Raw genomic sequence first — 17,807 nt, 5'->3', positions numbered from 1 at the left:
CATGCGGGTCCGCGGCCGGGTCAACCCGAATCGCGCCAGGTGGCTGGAACCCTTCGCAAGTATCCGCGGCGCGACGGCCCCGACCTGGCCGGGATCCGGTACTGTCCCGCTCGCCGCGGACGACGGACTGGTGTTAAGCCGGAGCCAGCCCGGTCGAGATCGAGGTATGCCCGTCGGTACGGGGTGACCCTCCCCGGGCAGCTTGATGGCACGGCCAGGTGCCAGCCAGGCGACGGCACCAGACTCCCGCCTTTAGACCGGCGCTGCCGGTCGTTCCACTCGAAGACGCCGCGACAGGCCCGTCAGGTCGGCGCTCGGATTCAACGGACCAGACCTGTCGGCTGCGTACAGGGCCGGCAGCCGTAATAGCCAACGCAGGCCGGCGACGATAGGACTCAGCATCGATGACGAGTTCGTAGCTGGTGGCGATGAGCCGATCAACCACGGATTGGGCGAGTCGGGTCGTTCATCAGGACCAGCCATCGGCGGCGTCGGAGTTGGAGGGTCGGCAAACCAGGCAGGCGGCTCCCGGGTGCGGTTCGTTGCGGGTGCTGCTCATGCCCCGATGGTTGCTCAAGCCCAGGGGGTGAATGGCTCGGGTGGAGTTCCTCGCCAGAAACCTGCGCTCGTCCACGAGGGTTGAGGTAATCTGGATTCGCCGCTGGAGCATCAGCCTTCCGGGTTGGGCGGCCGATCTTGCAGCACGAGTCGTCGCACTCGGTCGTCGGCGGTGATGAGGTCGGGCCGCTCCAGGAACAGGGTGCGCAATGCCCTCACTGCGAGCGTGGCCGCGTCGATCGAATCATCAAGGACGTTTGGGACGCTCGGGTCATCCCCGCCGTGGAGTATTCTGCTTCGAGTGCCGTACAGATCCTTGACGTGTTTGAACATGGCCTTCCGCCGGCCCTCATCCTTTTCCAGGAGAAGCGAAAGTGACGCGGCGAGTTGGAAACTGATCTCGTGGCTCGCTGGCGTGAAGAGACTTTCGAGACTGATCATGGCATCGATCAGACTGTCCGTTGGGTGGCGGCGTTCGCCGAGCGCGGACAGACAACGCCGAGCTGCGATGCCGAGTCGCTCGTGGTAGTGAGTGCCAATGAGCCGCGACATGGTTGCGATCGCTTCAGCGTCTGCCGCGTTCACCCGGTAGGGGGTCGTGAGCCCGGGCTGATTCCCCGTTCGTGCCAAGCCGGGGGCCCAGGGAGTGAGCATCATCGACCACGCCTGGGCGACACCCACGGGCGGGTCACGTTCCACCGCGAGCGTGACGGCCAGGGCCGCTTTGCGCGCGGCGTCGTCGGCAGCTTGCCTTGCGGGCGCGCCGTGGACACGGAACATCTCGGTGGCATCGTCACCGGGGAACGCGCGAAGACCGACGGTGCTGATGAAGACCGACGTCTCCGGGAGCACCTCGGCGTGCAGAAGACCACGCTCAGCGGTGTCGAGAGGGCTGCGTAGCACACCGAAAGGCAGCGATATTGAGGTCCCTTCCGGGATCTCAACACCGGTGAACCCGTACACCGTCGTGACCAGGATCTCCTCGCCCGACATCAGTGAACGGAAGTCGTAGACCGCCGCCCGCGCCCGTTGAACGTACGCTTCCTCGGTCAGGGTGCCGTCCACTAGCCAACCTCGAGTCGCATGCCCGAGCAGCTCGACTCCCAGGATCGCCAGCTGGCGCCCAGTCAGGTACCCGTCCGTGAGGTACACGGGTCCAAGAATGATCGACGCGTGATACTCCGCGGGCCGAAGGAACTGACCCCTGCCAGGACCGTGGAAGACCCCGGCCAGCAGCGGATCCGCCAGCGCGCGTTCGCAGAATTCAGCGCCCCACCCACTTCTCCAGTAGGCCGCATGGAGGCCCGTGAAGAGCGCGCCCCTGGTCGGATCACGCGCCAACTCGGCAACGGTCGGATATACAGCGCGCGCGATAGCAGCGAGCATCTCCGCGAGGGGATCGGAGACGATCACTTCCGCGAGATTACTCGCTCCGTCCACGACGAAACGCCTTCCGGCCCATCGACTCCGATGGGTCTCTACCCGCTGGATTCGCCACCGTCGACCGGGTCGGCCCGCACGACATCGACGGCGATCTGCACGATGCCGTCGCTGTGCACGAGGGTTCCCCGGAGTCGTGAGCCGACCCGTCCCAGGACAGTGCCTACGCCGAGACAGCGCCTGTTGCCATGAGGGTGTGGTCGCCCCTCATGTCCTTCGCACCGAGGGAACTACCTGCCCTCACCGGGGAGGTGTCCGGGGAACGATGGCTACCCGCACTCCCGCGGACGGCTAAGGTACCCGCTCAGCCGGCACGGGGGGCGACGACCTGTGGGGTCACAGCACACACGGGCACCTGGTAGCTGACGCCGACACAGGTCCGCCCGGACCCCGTCGACGCCCCGACCAGTGGCCGTCCCTCCAAGGTGACCTCAACCTGGGTTCCTCCCCCACTGTTCGACACGGTCACCGTGACCGGAGAGTGCGGTTCGGACGGGACGGATACGGGACGCGCCGCCGTGTCCACGGCGGGAGCTGCGCCACGGAGCGAACCCACGGACACCCGCTGCGAGGAGTCACGGCAGACGGTCTTCGTGCACTGCTGGGTCGCGCAGCTGAGCCACGCTGCGAGGTCGTTCGGATTGATGGCGCAGACGATCCGCGGGGCAGCGGTGCGACTGACCGCCGGACCGGTGATCACTGTCGTTGTCGTGGTGGCAGCGACGGCACCACCGGCCGCTGCGAGGACAAGGCCGGCAGCACCGGCGATCGTGGCGACGGTGGTGCGCACTGGGTAACCTCCTGGCTGGCTGCGGATCATTCCGGGCAAACTACTCCAGTCGGTGATCTCCCGCCCCGGGCGCGCGTCGACTCATCAACAGTGCGCGTAGGCGGGGTCGTTGACTCATCCGGAGATGCGCGCGTGGCGCACCTCCCAGGCTCCGCTTCCTGTTGCTTTCAGGCCTCGATCATGGGACTGACGAGGTGCCAGCGGCGGGCCGTGACCGGGGTGATCGTGACACGGTAGAAGCGGGCAAGCCGGGCGGAGAAGGTCAAACGCAAACCGGATGCGCGTCGTGTTGGACCAGTCCGGCCCGAGGCCGGTTTCATCGCGCGCGATCCCTGAGATGCCGGCGACAGCGATCGGCGTGAACGTCAGCCCGACACCGGCGATGACGGGCCTGCCCGGCAGGGCAGCGTTCCCCGGGCCCGTCCCCGTGCACGGTGATGCGGGACAGCCGCAGCCGGCCCGCCGCGGAGACCCGTGGTGCCACCCGCCGGAGCGCCGGTGGGCCTTCCCGGGACACCGGACAGCTGCTGGCGCCTGTGCGCCCATGATGATGGTCGCCGTCTGCGGCCCAAAAGGTGAAACCGATCCGCAACGGCGCAGCGCCGAGCACCGTCTGCAGGTGCCGGGACGGGAAGGATCGGCTGGCGAACACCGCCGGTCGACACAGAACGTGACCAGGTTCGCGCCGTTGACCGACCGCGACCGGAACAGCGACAACCCTGGACGGTCGCGGGGAACACCACACGCAGCGCGCCGCAAACCCCGACGGTGAGCATCACCGGCGCCCTGAGTGCGCGGCGCGCCAGGGTTCCCGCGGGGTGGTTGCGGGTTGTGGTTGTTCGGGGGGTGCGCCGGCCGGTGCGACCGGCGGGTGGTCGGGCCGTGCGGTGGGAGTCGGGGTGTGGTAGGCGCGTCGGGTGGCCTGCCATTGCACACCGGTGAGCACGATCCCGAGTATCCCGGCGGTGCCGACGACGGTGGCGGGTGACCAGTGGTCGGCGGCTGCTCCGGCGAGGCCAATCGTCAGCCCCTGGATGACGGTGATGCCGGTGGCGGCGAGTGCGAACGCCCGGCCCCGGGCGGTGTCGTCGATCGCTTCGACGAACAGGGTGCGGGCGAGCAAGCTGACCGACATGCCGGCACCGGAGCAGGCCACCAGCAACACCACGAGCAGCAACCCGGGATGCCACGCGCACAGCCCGAGGGGGATGCACACCAGCAGGGTGAGCGGAGTGAGTCGTTTCACCCGGGCTGCCGGGCGGGTCCGGGCCGCGAGCAGTCCCCCAACGACGTTGCCGACGGGGTTGGCGGCCAGCAACAGCCCGACGGTTGCGGCACCCGGGCGCAGCGTCGCGGCGTAGGGCGCGGCGAGTCCCTCCGGCACGATGGCCACGGCAGCGGCGAGCCATACGGTGCGGACCGCCATCCAGGCTTGCCGGTTGCCGGTGACGGTAGCGAAGGTGACACGCAGGTCCGTAATGGCGCGGCGCCCGATCGTCTTCCGGTCGGGCGCCGGGTGCGGATCGTGGGCGGCCGCAGCGCGGTCGGGCACTCCGCGGCGCAGAATTGCGGCGCTGATCAGGAACGTGGCGGCGTCAAGGATCAGGGTGGCCCGAGGAGTGAGGGCGAGGAGCAGCAGGCCGCTGGCGGCGAACCCGACGACTTGCCCGCTTTGCTGCACGATGCGGTCGGCTGCCAGCGCCCGCGGGTAGCCGGCACCGGCGGCTTGGGGCAGCAGCGCCGCCCGGGAGGCGTCGAACGGGGCCTCGGTTATCGTCACCAGTGCCAGCAGCAGCCAGGCCACCGGAAGCGGAAGCACCGGCAGGGTCAGTGTGGCGATGAGCACGGCCCGGATCAGGTCGGCAGAGATCATCACGGTGCGGCGGGGGCAGCGGTCAGCCAGCCCGCCGAGCAACGGTCCGCCGATCAGTGCCGGCAGGAAGGTGAGCGCGTAGGTGAGGCTGGTCAGCAACGCGGAGTGGGTTCGCTGGAAGACGAGCACGCTGACCGCAACCCGGGCCAGCTGATCACCGGCGGTGGAAATGAGCGAGGCGGAGAGCAGCGCGCGGATCTCCCGGTTACCCGCCAAGGCCCGGTAGGGGCCGGCACCGGCCGACCCGGGTCTCACGCGCTCGCCTTGCGTGTCCCCGGGTTGGTTCGGGACAGCGGGATCACCGCCGCGCCCGCGGGCCGCAGCCGCCGGGCGTCACGGTTGCTGTCGAGAAGTTCGGTGAGTTCGGTGAGCGGCATCGGTCGGGCGATGAGGAAGCCCTGCGCCTGGTCGCATCCCATCACCTGCAGTGACCGCAGCTGCTCGTCGGTTTCGACACCTTCAGCGACCGTGGCCAGGCCGAGTTGTCGGGCCAGCCGGACGGTGGCCTCGACGATGGCGCGGTCACCCGGTTTGGAGTTCATCTGCGCCACGAACGAGCGATCAATCTTGACCTCGTGCAGATCCATGCGTTGCAGGAAGGTCAGCGAGGAGTACCCGGTGCCGAAGTCGTCAACGGACAGCCGGACCCCCAGCGCCCGCAAACCGGTGAGCACCCGGTCGACCGTTTCCAGTTCGATCAGCGCCAGTGTTTCGGTGATCTCAACAATCAACTGCCGGCCGGGTAGGTGGTGTTCGGAGAGCAGCCGGGCGACATGGTCGGGGATGGAGTCATCCAGCAGCGTGCGGGCACTGAGATTCACGGCGACCGTCAGGGCCGCGTGACCACTGCGGCGTAGCCGGGCCAGGTCTGCTAAGGCCAGCCCCAACACGCTACGGGTCAACTCGTTGATCAGCTCACTGTGCTCCAGTACGGGGATGAACGCATCGGGGCTGAGCAGCCCGCGGGTCGGATGCTGCCACCGGCACAGTGCCTCAACACCGGTGATCCCCCCTTCCCGGAGGTCAACCTTGGGCTGGTAGTAAAGCTTGATCTCGTTACGTTCCAAGGCGCTGCGTAGCTCGCCGAGGATCGCCAACCGGTCGGGATTCTTCTCGTCAAGAACCGGCTCGTAGCAGCGGACCGGTTTGCGGGTGCGTTTCGCGGTGTCCATCGCGATGTCCGCGCAGCGCAGCAGCTCCTCGATGCCCCTCGCGTCGTCGGGGGCCACCGCCAACCCGACCCGGCCCTCGGCGACGAGCCGCAGGTCATGCACCGGGATGGCTTCCCGCAGGCAGGCCGCGACCCGGTCGGCGAGTTCGGTGATCTCCACCAGACCGGTCCGGTCCGCCAACAGCACAGCGAACTCGTCGCCGCCGAGGCGGATCAGTTGGTCCTCGGGCCCCTTCAGCTGGCCGAGCCGCACCGCCACCTGACGCAGCGCCTCATCACCCGCACCCTGGCCAAGGGTGCTGTTGACCTGCTTGAAGTTGTTCAGGTCCACCAGGATCAGCCCAACCCGCCGGCCGGTCTGAATCGCCTGCTCGATCGCGGTCTCACCGATCTCCAGCAACAAGGTGCGGTTACCCAGCCCGGTCAGGCTGTCCCGGCGGGCCTGCCGCCACGCGTCGTCCGCCGCCGCCCGCAGCAGCTCGGCGTTGCGGCAGGCAGCCGTGTACATCTGCGCGTTGAGCACCGCACCACCCGCGGTCGTGGCCAACGCGGCCAGCAGGTGCCGCTCATTGTCGCCCAAGCCCGGACCGGGCAACCCCAACCGCAACCCGCCCACACTCGACGCGCCGGCGCGAAGCGGAACCACCACCGTCAGCCCATCCCCGCGGGGGCGGATCGACAACTCCCCGACCACCGCATCAGCTTGATCAACGGGTGTGCCCACCAGCCATCGCGCGTCCTGGCCGGGTCCGGCCCGAAAAACCCGCAGCTCACCGGACTCGGTCTGCGGCAACAGCACAATCTCAGCCACCTGCACACCGAACAGGTCAGCGGCCTTCGCGCAGACACTGGCCAGCACCTCGCCTTCGGCCAGCCCCGGTAACGCCCGGGTCGCCACATCGAGCCGCCTGAGCGAATCAAGGTCGTCACGGGCCCGGACCAGGCGCCGCATCAGGCCGGAGCCGCTGGCGATCAACACGACAATCGCCACGATCAGCGCGCGGTCCCACCGCCACGCTGCCAGCACCGCGACCGCCAAGATCACGTTGCTCACCCAGATCAGCAGCCGATAACGGCTGCCCTGCCCGAACACCACCAAGGTTCGCTGCCCCGTCGACAGCCCGAGCACCGCACTGACCAGCAGGCCCTGCACCACTACCACCACCGCGCTGGCCAACGCCAACGCCGGCCACGACGCCGGACCAGCACCTACCCGCCCGGTGAGGGCCAACACCCCCGCCCCCGCGGACGTGGCGACCGCAGACGCGGCCACGTTGAAAAGCGATTTCAACGGCGCCCGGACCCGCCGGAACACCTCCACCCCGGTCAGCGCCAGCACCGTCACCGGCACCACCGCAGCCGGCCCAACCAGCACAAAACCGAGCAGCAGCACCGCCTCACCCGGGGTGAACGTCACCTTGTGGCGACCTAGCCGCACCCGAATCTCGCTCAAGTCCGCGAGCACCACAAGCAACAAAACCCCGGCCAGCCGCAGCGCGCTCGGCGAGGACGCCACGCCGAGCACCGCGCAGGCCACCGTCGCGATCGCGCCTGCGCCCAGCACAGCACTGATCAGCAGATGCAGCCGACGGTCATCCCGACCCTGAGACACCGGGTTTCGCCCTTCCCTGCGGCAACCTTGTCAACGGCAAACGTTGGACAATTCGGATAATCCGCCCACACTGCCCACGACCACAAGGGTTCCCGCCCCGGTTGGTCCACAAATGACCATGAGTGACCAGGCCCACCGGCAACCCCGAACCCCGAACCCCGAACTACCTTTCCCAGCGCAACGCTCAAGGAAGCGAGCAAACCTGCCGATAAAGCACCATGGAGCCACCCGCTGATCACGGCTGGCTCCAGGCGCTCATCGTCTCGGGGTGATACGGGACACGGCTTAACCCCACTTCTCTGTGAGCGACACGAGACACCTCCGTTCGGGGGTCGACCGGGTTCGTTGTGGTAACAGCCAGGTTGGCCCTTGGACGGAGGCCTTAGCCATGGTCTTTTCGGATCAATTCGCCTGGTCAGCATGAGTTTGTCCGTATAACCCGCTAACCAGCCCACCGGCCGGCAAACGCTCGATCAACCGCTGCCCACATCGGCAACGACCTGGCAGCAGCGGTGACGAGGAGTCGAATCCGCGTCGGGAACTGCCCAGGTGCGCTGACCCCGGCCAGGCCATCAGCGACGGACGCCGCGGTCCAATTCGTGACCCACCCGCATCGCCGGTCCCTCCACCGTTCACCCTCCCCCGCGACCGTTCACGCCCCACCTGTTGCCGGTTGCAACACGGCGCGGCGCTACTACGCCATTACGTTGCTGCTGCTGCCCCGTCTATCGCTGCGCCGGCGAGGTCACAGACCTTGCGTGCCCCCGGCTGGATGCCTGACCGTCAGATACGCACGCTCGCCACCCGGGGCCAAGAATGTCCTAACTGAAACTTTCCTAACACCATCGACGCTCGGATTCAACGGACCAGACCTGTCGCCTGCGTACGGGGCCGGCAGCCGTAATAGCCAACGCACGCCGGCGACGATAGGACTCGGCATCGATGACGAGTTCGTAGCTGGTGGCGATAAGCCGATCAACCACGGATTGGGCGAGTCGGGTCGTTGATCAGGGCCAGCCGTCGATGCCAGCCCAGGATGATCGCCGGCTGCACCCCGAAGACGCCCCAGCGTCGCCGCGGCAACACCCCCGCCAAGGCGGCCAGCAGCGCCCGGTCCGCGGGCTGGTACCTGGGCCGTTTCACCTGCCGGCGGAGCACCGCGATCTCGTGCCGCAGCGCGAGGATCTCGATCTCCTTGGCACCATCCGAGCGGGTAGCCAGCAGTACCAAGGCGAAGAGGCGGCGAAGACCCAGGTAGATGCATGACCACGGCATCCGTCACGGCTCCGAATCGAAGAGAAGGCCGCGACTGAGCGAAAACGATCACGATCTGGGCGGCGACACGAGTTTACGCACCCTACAAGGTCCCGACCGTGGACGTCACCACCGACAAGGGGCACGGCCGAGTCGAGACCGGACCATGAAGCTCGTGCAAGCCCCGAGCAACATCAGCTTCCCCAACGTGGGTCTGGCGATCGAACTGACCCGCCGACGTAAGCCCTTGCGCGGTCACCGCTGGACGACCGAGAGCGTGTACCTGATCACCGACCTGGACTATCAGCAGAGCACTCCCGCGCTGCTCGCCGACGCCCAACGCGGCCACTGGGGCATCGAGAACCGGCTGCACTGGGTCCGTGACGTGACGTTCAATGAGGACCTGTCCCAAGTCCGGACCGGAGCCGGACCCCAAGTCATGGCCACACTACGTAACCTCGCGATCAGCGTCCACCGAAGGACCGGCGCCACCAACATCGCCGCCGCCTGCCGGCACGTCAGCCGGCATCCAAGTCGGGTCCTGCCATTGCTCGCATAACGCTCAGGTCAACTTTGCCGGGACCCTGAGGCACCCCCTTGGGAACTACTTCGCAGCCACCGGCTGGTAGCGGTCTGCGTAGGAGTAGGGCGGCAGCAGGTCGACGCCGTCCGGGTTGTCGAGGTAGCCCGGTCCGGTGCCCTGCACACCGTCGTGCCCATACTGCCAGACGATCCGGTTGCGGCGCGGGTCGATGACGATGACCCGGTCGTTGTAGTCGTCGTTGAGCAGGATGTCACCGTCGGGCAGGGCCATCGCGAGCGACGGGTGATTCAGCTCGTTCGGACCGCTCGTGACATCCCACCGCCAGATCGCCTGGCCGGCACGGTTGAAGATCAGCACCTGCCCGGGGGAGGAGTAGTCGACGGTGAGGTAGCGGTCGGGGCCGATGGCGTTGGAGTCCGACGGGTAGGCAATGTTCGGCGGGTTGGTCGCCCAGTAGACGTGCCCGGCGGTGTCGATTTCATCGACCCAGTCGCCGTTGATCTCGGTGACAAGGAAGTGACCGTCGGGCATCGGGAACATTCCGTTCGGACTGCCGTACTGCGCCGGCGGGTTGTGGGTGCAGGACCCGATCGTGCCTTCGGACCAGGCCAGCGCGTGCCCGCCGTAGGGGATCTCGATCAGGCGGCAGTTCTTGATGTCGGCGGAGAACACCCGGCCGCCGGGCAGCAGCATCGCGTCGTCGGGGTTCCACACGTAGTCCGGGCCGGAGCCGGGGACACCCGGATGGCCGTAGCGCCAGACGATCTTGCGGGTGGCGATGTCGATGACGGTGATGACGAAGTCGTCTTCCTGGGTGGCGATGATGTAGCGCCCGCCGGGAGCGAAGAACGCGTCGTCGGGGATCCGGAAACTCTGCCCGGGGGCGAGGTCGCCCGGCCGCGGCCAGCTCCAGCGGACCCGGCCCTGCGGGTCGACGATCAGCAGCCTGCTGTTCAGCTTGTCGGCGATCAGGACCGGCCCGGGCAGCACGGCCGGGTCGGACCCCACCGTGAGGTAGCCAGGATCCCCGGCGGAGGCCACGGACAGGTTGCTGGGCGGGTCGGCGCGGGTCAGCCGGCGAACATGCTGCGCGGGGCGGTGGGTGCCCGGCCGGCCGTCGGCCCCGACTGGCTTTCTGTCGCCGGGCGAGCGGACGACCGCGATCGCGACGAGGGCCAGCACGGTGAGCAGCCCGGCGACCGCGACGCGCCGGCGCAGGTACACCGCAGGGCTGCGCCGGCGGCGGACCGATGCTGGTGTCGGCACGCTTAACCGCCCTCTCCCTCTCTATTGCGTAGGAGATTCTCCCGTACCGTCGCTATCCGGCCCGGCACATCCCCGCGCACGGCATAGCACCCGGCCGCCCCATCGGTGCGGGCGGGTGCTCCTCGGAGCCCAGCCCGACGCCGTCACCGTCATCGCCAGCTCCTCCGGGTCCGCCCCGGCCAACGGCACCGCCAGCGCGAACGCGGTCACCCCCAGCCGGGCCGAGGCCGCCGACAGATTCGCAGCAAACGTCTCCGCCCCGCCCACGATCAGGCCGACCCCGCTTACGACCGGTAGATCCGTGCGTATCGCGGTCGCTGGTCAGATGGACCACCATTTCGGGGGTTGGCTGCCACGCTGCCTGGCTATCCGCACCGCGACTAGGCGCACGAGCACTCCGAAGACGACTAGCAGGACGACGAACGCGGGCATCGACCCGAAGGACAGCAAGTAGGCGACGACGGTCGTCGTCGCCCCCCACAGTCCTACGGCCGCGAGGGTCTTCGGGGTCACGGGCCGCCGGGCTGGTGTCTCGGGCATGTCCCCGTCGACCCTAGCCCTTGTGACTCTTATTCCGGGGGTTGTCCGCACGCCTGTTTTCGTAGTGAGTGGCTGTTGCGCGGCCGTCGCCGGACCCGGCCGGGCTCCCGGCAGGGTCGGTAGTTCGACCCTGGCCTCCTTGGCGATCTCTCGCAGGAGAAGCGGCCCGTTGGCCGCAAGCTGGTCCAACAAGTCTCGCAGTCGACGCGGTCCCTCGAGAGTGATCAGCGCGCAGAGCGCCTCTTTCGCGACGTAAATATCGGGTGTCCCGCCTTCGACGAGCGCGCGGAGCACCGGAATCGCCGTCTCGACGCGCCGGGCCGCTATCGCGCGCGCCGCCAGGACGGCGCGGTCTCCGTCGGGGTGATGGAGTGCCCAGATGAGCTGCTGCTCGGGGGTGAGCCGTCCCGGCCCCTCAACGGGACGGCCACAGGTCCGGCAGGGTCCGCTCGGGTGCTCGTTGGTCGAGTAGCAGTAATAGCACCAGTACACGGTTTCGGGTCACCCCGCGTGAGCCACGGGACGCTTCATTCCGGCGCCCATCTGCCGGTCGGATCTGATGCATCGAGCGAGTTCGTCAGCAATCGAGCCATGTCGGCGAGCTGGTTCAACGTGTCGCGGCGTCGGGTGAGATCTCTGACCGACGCCGCCGTCTCGTTCGCAGTTGCCGACTTGGCGTCTGCCGCCTTTCGGAGCGCCAGGGCAAGCCGGCCGGCACCCTCGACGTAGCGGTCGTCGAGCTGGCGCTGGAGGCCCCGCAGGTGGTCGAGCAGTTGGTCTTGGAAGTCGGCGCGGGCTCGTCCGGCGTGCTTGTCGAGCTGCAGGACTGCCTGCGACTCGAGGTAGCCGGCGACGCGCCGACGTCCGAGCCCCCTGGGCAGGTGCGTTCGGAGGGTTGCGGAGAGCATCTCGGTGGTGCCGGGATCGACGGCGAAGCTGTACCGGAATCGTCCGGTCGGGTGCAGGCCCGCGAGGGGGGGCTGTTCGGGAAGCTCGATGCTAAACAGCTCGGCGATCACGGCTCTGGCTTCCCGGATGTGGGTAGCGAGCTGCTGCGCCAGCCGGGATTCGAGGGCGGATAGATCGTCTTCGAGCCGCGTGGTCTGGTCTGCTCTCCAGTTCTCGACGACGAGGCGCGTCGCGTCGGCGATGTAGTCGCGTCCGCGCCGCTCGAGCTCGCCCAGGGACGCCTTCGATTCGTCGGCGAGTAGCCGGTGGACGGCGTCGACGATGGCGCTTTGCTGGCTAGCGACGAGGTCCGCCGCCGCCGCGGAGGTCTCGCGGATGAGGCGGCGGATTTCGGCTTGGGTGATCGACTCGCCGTCCTTCCGGTCCCGCTCGATGCTAGCGAGACGCTCGCCGAGGAGCCGCAGGCGGCGGTCGAGATCACCCGCCTCCATGGCGAGCCCGGCCAGGGTGGCGTCACACTCTTCGGCGGCGCGCCGAGCGAGCCGCCAGCTGTGCTGCGCGGCCGAGTAGTGCAAATCCCGGCGGCGTGAGCGATCGAGGTAGCCGCGGAGTGCGTCGCTGAACCTGGCGAACCCGGCCGCATAAGGGTCGCTGAGTTCGCCGGTAAGTTCGGCGGTGAGAGCGGTGCGTGCGCTGATCGGGTAAACCTCGACGTCGCGGCCGCGCGCCTCGGTCACCGCCGCACGGGTGAAGCCGATCACGCTGTCGAGGTCCGTCAGGTCGAGCAGGTCCGCCTTGTTGAGCACGCAGAGCACGGTCACGGCCTGGGCGTCGAGTTGGCGGAGCAGCTCCCGCTCAGCGCCGGTGATCGGCGGATCCGCCGTGACGACGAACAGGGCGGCGTCCATCTGGGTATACGCGCGGAGCGCCTCGGCTGTGTTGTGCTCGTGTATCGAACCGGTGCCGGGGGTGTCGACCATCTCGACGCCCGCAGCGAGCAGCGGGGCATCGACGAACACGGTTACGTCGGCCACGCCGCGACTATCGGCGAGGTTGCCCACCTCGGTGACGAAACCGGCCAACTCGTTCAGCGGATGACGTTCGCGGCGTCCGTCAGTGTAGATCACTTCGGTGCGCTCGTCGGTGTCGTGGCGGACGGTGGTGGTGACCGCGGTCAGCGGAAGCACCCCGGTCGGCAGCAGTTCCCGGCCCAGGAGTGCGTTGATCAGCGTCGATTTGCCGCGCTTGGCCTCTCCGGCGACGAGCAGGCGCAGCGAATCCCGTCCGAGCCGGGCGTCGAGCTCATCCAGCTGCTGCGAGTCGGGCGACGCCAGAAGGTCCCGCAACTGCGACATCAAGGTGCGCAGCGCGGCCTGGGCGTCGAGGACCGCGGGGGGGTGCTCCGTCGGCCCGCTCGGCTTGCTGACGTTCATGCCGGCTCCGGGGCCAGCAGGACGGCGAGACGCTCGTTGCGCATCAATGCCTCCGGGATATGCCCGACGCCGACCGCGGGATTACTGCGGCGGCCCACGACGAGCAGGTCGAAGCCGTGCGTGTCGGCGTATTCGGACAGCCCGGCGGCAACCCGCCGCCCGCCGAGGACACGGAACTGTGCCACGCTCCCGGGCAGTGTGGCCAGCGCGTCGTCGAAGCATCGGGCGACCCACAGCGGCCCGGCGCCGTCGACGGCGGGGACACCGTCCGCGGACTCCGCCGGACCGGTCGGGTCCAGGACGGCCAGCGCGACCACCTCGCCGTCGCTGCCGGCGAGGTCGCTGGCGATGGCCAGGGCGTGGCGGGACGCCGGGGAACCGTCGAAGCCGACCAGGACCCGCTTGAAGACTGCTGGGCTCGTCATCCATGGCCTCCACTGCCCGGGGCCGCGCGCGAGCCGCGGCGGTACGGGTAGAGGCCATCAGCGATCACTCGCGATTGAGGCGAGCCTCATCACCTGGAGTTCATTGTGCCTGCCCGCGCCGGACGTGGCAACCGGTCAGCCCCCTCGGGCAGCCGGTCGGATGTGGCCAGCGCCTTACTCGGAGAGGGGCGCCCGATGTCCGGACGAGCTCAAGCCCGAGAACGCGGTCCAGGTAGGCGAACGTCTCGAACTTCGCGCCATCGGGTGCCGCGGCGTCCGATTCGGAGCGCCGCAGGGTCTCGACAACCCGGCGGGTGTCGAGGTCGTGGTCGAGCGCGGCGCGGGCGGCGCCGACGAGGTGAGCCGGCGGGGGCCGCGACGGTGCCTGCGCCCAGCGGGCGACCTGCCGGCGCCAGCGTCGAAGCAGATCGTCCGCCTTGTGCATGGTCGGGGCGGACAGGTGAGCCGGCTGGCCGTACGGCATCAGGATGAGGGCGAGTCGTAGCGCAAGCGGGTCCAGATCGCCTCTCAACCCAGCCAGTCGCTTCAAGTCGTCATCGCCGACCAGCCGGCCGGTCCGGAAGATGGCGCCGACGCTCATCAGCGGCCCGCCCGGGTTCGAGCCGTCGGGCAGATGCGCGGCAGCCACGTGAACCTGGGCGCCCGCGCCGACGCCGAGCCGATGTCCGCGAGGAACCGCTGCGACTCCTCGGTCACCTCGGCCGCCAGTAGCCGGGCGAGGGTGGCCGCGGCCGCGTGCTCGTCGCAACTCAGGTCGTGCAGGTGTCCGGGGCAGAGCATCGCCTGCTGCCGGTTGGCCACATCCAGGTGGCCAACTGCGCCGGCCGGCCAGTCCAGATAGGCGGCCTCCGCCGCTCCGGGGGCCCGGCACACCGGGCACGAGCCCGCGCGGATGCGTCCGATCAGGCGAGCGAACGGGTCGGGGAGACCGGCACCCGGCCCGGCCCCCCTGGCCCGCACCCGCGCCCTCGCGCGAGCGTCCTCGTCCGGGCCGCCGACAGCCTCAAGCCGCAGCCCGGGCTGGCCGTTCGGTTGTTCGCGCGGGCGTTCGACCATGACCGCGGGGGAGCCCGGGACGTGGTAGGCAATACCGCTCTGACGGGTGGTTCGAAGAGCGGGATGTCGACGTAGGCGGAGGCGACCTGCGGATCATCGAGTCGCTGGGCCAGGGTCAGGGCGGTGGCGGTGGCCGCGTTCGCAGACGAACACGCGGGGCAGAGACGAACCCGGCACAGCCGGCCCGTCCAGCGCGTCGAGCGCGGCCGGCACGATCGGCTGGTGGGCGTACGGCAGCGGCTTCGGCGCCTGTCCCGAGGTCTGCAGCCACCAGATGTGCTCAGGACAGAAGCCCAGCGATCGCTGTGACGGCGGTCGCCTCGGGGTGCCGCAGTTCTCCAGCGCGAACCAGCTCATCCACCGCCGCCCCGCGTCCGCGCGTTCCCGGCAGGCTGCCCAGCCCGGGCGCCCGAGCAGCTGACCGGCCTGCTCCGCGGTCACCCGGTGCTCCCCCCGTGCGCCGGACGGTGCACGGGGGGACGGGGCCGTGATCGACCACCGAAGCGGGGCACGGAACCTCCTGGCCTGCTCAGGCCAGGGACCGGTCAGCGGTGGTCGCGGTTGGAGCTGGGCCCCATCACCTGTAGCCAAGGTATCTCCGGTTCGGCGTCGGCGGCGTCCAGAGTCCGGCGACCAGCCGCCTCATCGCCGTCGTCGGTCAGCGCCGGCGGACGTAGTCGTCGTTCAGCGACCCGCGGGAGCCGTCCCGCAGCGCGCGGGCCAGTTGGTCGACGCGCTGGCGTCCGACGCCGATCCGAACCGCGATGTCCCGATGCGACGGCCGGGGTCGCTGGCGCAGGAGTTCGACGATTACTTCGTCCCGCCGACGGCTGATCGCAATGATCTGGTAGTGCAGCTCAGCCAGCATCTGGCCGTATCCTGCTGCCCGGTCGTACGGGTCGGCCAGGCGAGCGATCTGTCGCTGCTCGCGGGTAACCGCGACCGCCATCGCCTTCCCCCAGGCGCGGGAAGTGGCCACGGCGGCGATGCTAGGCCTTGCGCCCGGCCAGGCGCTAGCCGAGCGCAAGGCCCAGCGCCAGTCCGGCCGCACCGACCAGCAGCCCGACGACGACCGATGCGCCGACGTTGACCGCGGCTTCCCACACCGCCCCGTCCTCGAGCAGGCGCAGCGACTCCCAGGTGAGGGTGGAAAACGTCGTGTAGGCGCCCAGCGCCCCAGTGCCCGCGATGGTGGCGGTCAGCTCGGGCAGGATGTGGCTGCTCACCAGGCCGGTCAGCAGGCCCAGCAGGAATGCACCCGAGATGTTGATGACGAAGGTGCCGAGCGGGAAGGCGCCCTCGAAGCGGCCCTGGATGAGTTGGTCGACGACGTAGCGCCAGGGGGCGCCGGCCGCCGAGGCCAAGGCAACGTAGAGGAAAGTCACCGCTTCTCGAGCTCCGCGTCCTCGTCGTCGTAGCGCAGCACGTCCACGTCGTCCAGCACAACGAGTCCCTCCGTGATCACTTCGTCGAGTTGCGGGAGGAAGTCGGCGATACGTTCCGCGGTATCGACGATGACGACGACCACGGGCAGGTGTTCGGACAGGCTCAGAATCCGGTGCGTGTGGATGTGATTCGACACACCGAATCCCTCCACCCCGCGGAAGACACTGGCGCCGGCCAGTCCCGCCTGGTGGGCTCGGCGCACGATCTCGACGTAGAGCGGGCGATGGTGCCAGGCATCGGACTCGCCGAGGAACACGGTGAGCCGCTGTGCCGACCCTCGAAGACGCATCAGCTGTGCTCCCTCCTGTGCGGGCGCGCGTGATCGGCCACGCTGGCTAGTCTGCAGTCGACCGGGACGGCGGGCGCAGTCCGGCCATGGCCCGGCCGACGACCAGACCGAGCGAGCTGCCGGACAGCCCGGCGAGCAGGCTCCCGAGCAGGTAACCGACGGCCAGCCCGACATGACCGTCGCGGGCCAGCTGGTCGGTCTGGATGATCCACGTGCTGAAGGTCGTGAACGCCCCGATGAAACCGACCGCGGCGAACGGGCGAAGGTAGCGGGTCGGTGGCCAACGTTCGAAGATCAGCACCAGCAGCCCGGCCAGCACGCACGACCCGGCCACGTTCACGATGAACGTCGCCCAGGGAAACCGCCCGTCCGGAGTCGGCAGCAGACGGGCGATGCCGTACCGACTCACACCCCCGAGCGCGCCGCCAGCCGCGATCGCCGCGATCACGTCGGGGGGGAACCGGTGCCGGTGGCGTGGCCTGTGCGGCTGGGCACTGGTTTCGACGTCGGCGACGGACGACCGGATGTGCACGCGTCGCGGCACGGCTTTGTCCCACCTCTCGAACTCGGTAGGGACCGTTGGCGGCGCGAGGCGCCGCAGTCGAGGCGGGCCCCTCCGCCGCAGAACGCGACACCACGATAGCGCCCGCCAACCGGCCGGCACCCCGCACCGAGGTAAGGTCGGCGTGCCGACTTGCCGGGCGCTCCGGCAGCCGGCACAATGCAAGTCCTTGGCGATGAGGCTCGCCACAACTGCGGGGCGCCGCTGATGGCCTCTACCGGACGCGACGACACCTCGGGCGTGGTCGCGGGAAGGTGGAGGTCGCGGTGCTGGTAGGGGCCCCCGGTGGCACGTGTGCTCGGGTTGCCGTGACGCTGGGGCAACGATGAACCCGTTGCCCGACCCCGCGGTGCAGGTCCTGCAGGTCGCCACCGTTTTCGTCTTCGCCCCCGGCATCTCGGGGGTGATCGCCACCGTCGAGGCGCGTGTGCAGGGCCGCCGGGGGCCCCGGGTGCTGCAGCCCTATTACGACCTGGGCAAGCTGTACCGCAAGGAGACGCTGGTCCCGGAGAACGCCAGCTGGGTGTTCCTCGCGGCGCCGCTGGTGGCGTTCGTCGGTTACCTCTCGGTTCCGCTGCTCATCCCGGTGCTGACCACCTACGGGCTGCCGCTGGGATA

The 17,807-nt window shown here is 69.1% G+C and carries 17 protein-coding genes, 1 pseudogene and 2 riboswitches; of the genes and pseudogenes, 2 read left to right on the top strand and 16 right to left on the bottom strand.

Features of this window, described 5'->3' with window-relative positions:
* Positions 1–669: 669 nt before the first annotated feature.
* The 5 genes from VNG13_08310 to VNG13_08290 form a co-directional block, all read right to left on the bottom strand.
* Positions 670–1,971 carry a hypothetical protein gene (locus VNG13_08310; protein HVA60525.1) on the bottom strand — a complete coding sequence of 434 codons (1,302 nt, stop codon included), beginning with the start codon at positions 1,969–1,971 and terminating at the stop codon, positions 670–672.
* 331 nt (positions 1,972–2,302) lie between these two features.
* Positions 2,303–2,788 (bottom strand): hypothetical protein, encoded by a 486-nt coding sequence (locus VNG13_08305; protein HVA60524.1) that lies wholly within the window; start codon positions 2,786–2,788, stop codon positions 2,303–2,305.
* A 775-nt stretch (positions 2,789–3,563) separates the two neighbouring features.
* Positions 3,564–4,916 carry an MFS transporter gene (locus VNG13_08300; protein ID HVA60523.1) on the bottom strand — a complete coding sequence of 451 codons (1,353 nt, stop codon included), beginning with the start codon at positions 4,914–4,916 and terminating at the stop codon, positions 3,564–3,566.
* Positions 4,913–7,444: a bifunctional diguanylate cyclase/phosphodiesterase gene (locus tag VNG13_08295; GenBank protein HVA60522.1), complete on the bottom strand. Its 2,532-nt coding sequence runs from the start codon at positions 7,442–7,444 to the stop codon at positions 4,913–4,915. The genes VNG13_08300 and VNG13_08295 overlap by 4 nt, the downstream gene beginning before the upstream one ends.
* Before the next feature lie 975 nt (positions 7,445–8,419).
* Positions 8,420–8,719, bottom strand: coding sequence for a hypothetical protein (locus VNG13_08290; GenBank protein HVA60521.1), 300 nt, complete (start codon positions 8,717–8,719; stop codon positions 8,420–8,422).
* On the opposite strand from VNG13_08290, the pseudogene VNG13_08285 reads away from it, so the two are divergent.
* Positions 8,703–9,155 (top strand): annotated as a pseudogene (locus tag VNG13_08285) (hypothetical protein). The gene VNG13_08290 and the pseudogene VNG13_08285 overlap by 17 nt on opposite strands.
* A gap of 147 nt (positions 9,156–9,302) precedes the next feature.
* On the opposite strand, the gene VNG13_08280 reads toward VNG13_08285, so the two are convergent.
* The 11 genes from VNG13_08280 to VNG13_08230 all read right to left on the bottom strand — a co-directional run bounded on the left by VNG13_08280 (position 9,303) and on the right by VNG13_08230 (position 17,171).
* Positions 9,303–10,508, bottom strand: coding sequence for a hypothetical protein (locus VNG13_08280; GenBank protein HVA60520.1), 1,206 nt, complete (start codon positions 10,506–10,508; stop codon positions 9,303–9,305).
* 321 nt (positions 10,509–10,829) lie between these two features.
* Positions 10,830–11,540, bottom strand: a complete 711-nt coding sequence (locus VNG13_08275; protein ID HVA60519.1) for a hypothetical protein — start codon at positions 11,538–11,540, stop codon at positions 10,830–10,832.
* A gap of 35 nt (positions 11,541–11,575) precedes the next feature.
* Entirely contained in the window at positions 11,576–13,390 is a 1,815-nt protein-coding gene (locus VNG13_08270; GenBank protein ID HVA60518.1) for a dynamin family protein, read from the bottom strand.
* Positions 13,387–13,815, bottom strand: a complete 429-nt coding sequence (locus VNG13_08265) for a universal stress protein (protein ID HVA60517.1) — start codon at positions 13,813–13,815, stop codon at positions 13,387–13,389. The genes VNG13_08270 and VNG13_08265 overlap by 4 nt, the downstream gene beginning before the upstream one ends.
* 41 nt (positions 13,816–13,856) lie before the next feature.
* Positions 13,857–13,918: riboswitch (Fluoride riboswitch) on the bottom strand.
* A complete protein-coding gene (locus VNG13_08260) occupies positions 13,916–14,464 on the bottom strand; it encodes a hypothetical protein (protein ID HVA60516.1) in 549 nt (182 codons plus the stop codon). (Overlaps the previous riboswitch by 3 nt.)
* Complete coding sequence (locus tag VNG13_08255) at positions 14,416–14,892, bottom strand: hypothetical protein (protein HVA60515.1); 477 nt, start codon at positions 14,890–14,892, stop codon at positions 14,416–14,418. Before VNG13_08255 ends, VNG13_08260 begins: the two co-directional genes overlap by 49 nt.
* Positions 14,893–14,985: 93 nt before the next feature.
* Positions 14,986–15,333 carry a hypothetical protein gene (locus VNG13_08250; protein ID HVA60514.1) on the bottom strand — a complete coding sequence of 116 codons (348 nt, stop codon included), beginning with the start codon at positions 15,331–15,333 and terminating at the stop codon, positions 14,986–14,988.
* Positions 15,334–15,550: 217 nt separating this feature from the next.
* Complete coding sequence (locus VNG13_08245) at positions 15,551–15,871, bottom strand: hypothetical protein (GenBank protein HVA60513.1); 321 nt, start codon at positions 15,869–15,871, stop codon at positions 15,551–15,553.
* Between the two features lie 34 nt (positions 15,872–15,905).
* On the bottom strand, positions 15,906–16,277 hold the full coding sequence (locus VNG13_08240; GenBank protein ID HVA60512.1) for a CrcB family protein: 372 nt from the start codon (positions 16,275–16,277) through the stop codon (positions 15,906–15,908).
* A complete protein-coding gene (locus VNG13_08235) occupies positions 16,274–16,627 on the bottom strand; it encodes a DUF190 domain-containing protein (GenBank protein HVA60511.1) in 354 nt (117 codons plus the stop codon). Before VNG13_08235 ends, VNG13_08240 begins: the two co-directional genes overlap by 4 nt.
* Positions 16,628–16,673: 46 nt before the next feature.
* Positions 16,674–17,171, bottom strand: coding sequence for a CrcB family protein (locus VNG13_08230; protein ID HVA60510.1), 498 nt, complete (start codon positions 17,169–17,171; stop codon positions 16,674–16,676).
* Positions 17,172–17,351: 180 nt separating this feature from the next.
* Positions 17,352–17,413, top strand: a riboswitch (Fluoride riboswitch).
* A 101-nt stretch (positions 17,414–17,514) separates the two neighbouring features.
* On the opposite strand from VNG13_08230, the gene VNG13_08225 reads away from it, so the two are divergent.
* Positions 17,515–17,807, top strand: a 293-nt coding sequence (locus VNG13_08225; protein ID HVA60509.1) for an NADH-quinone oxidoreductase subunit H, incomplete at its 3' end; no start/stop codon positions are given.

It is taken from the genome of Mycobacteriales bacterium, assembly GCA_035533475.1.
In the GTDB taxonomy this organism is placed as follows: Bacteria; Actinomycetota; Actinomycetes; order DATLTS01; family DATLTS01; genus DATLTS01.
This window is presented reverse-complemented; position numbering and strand designations above follow the sequence as displayed.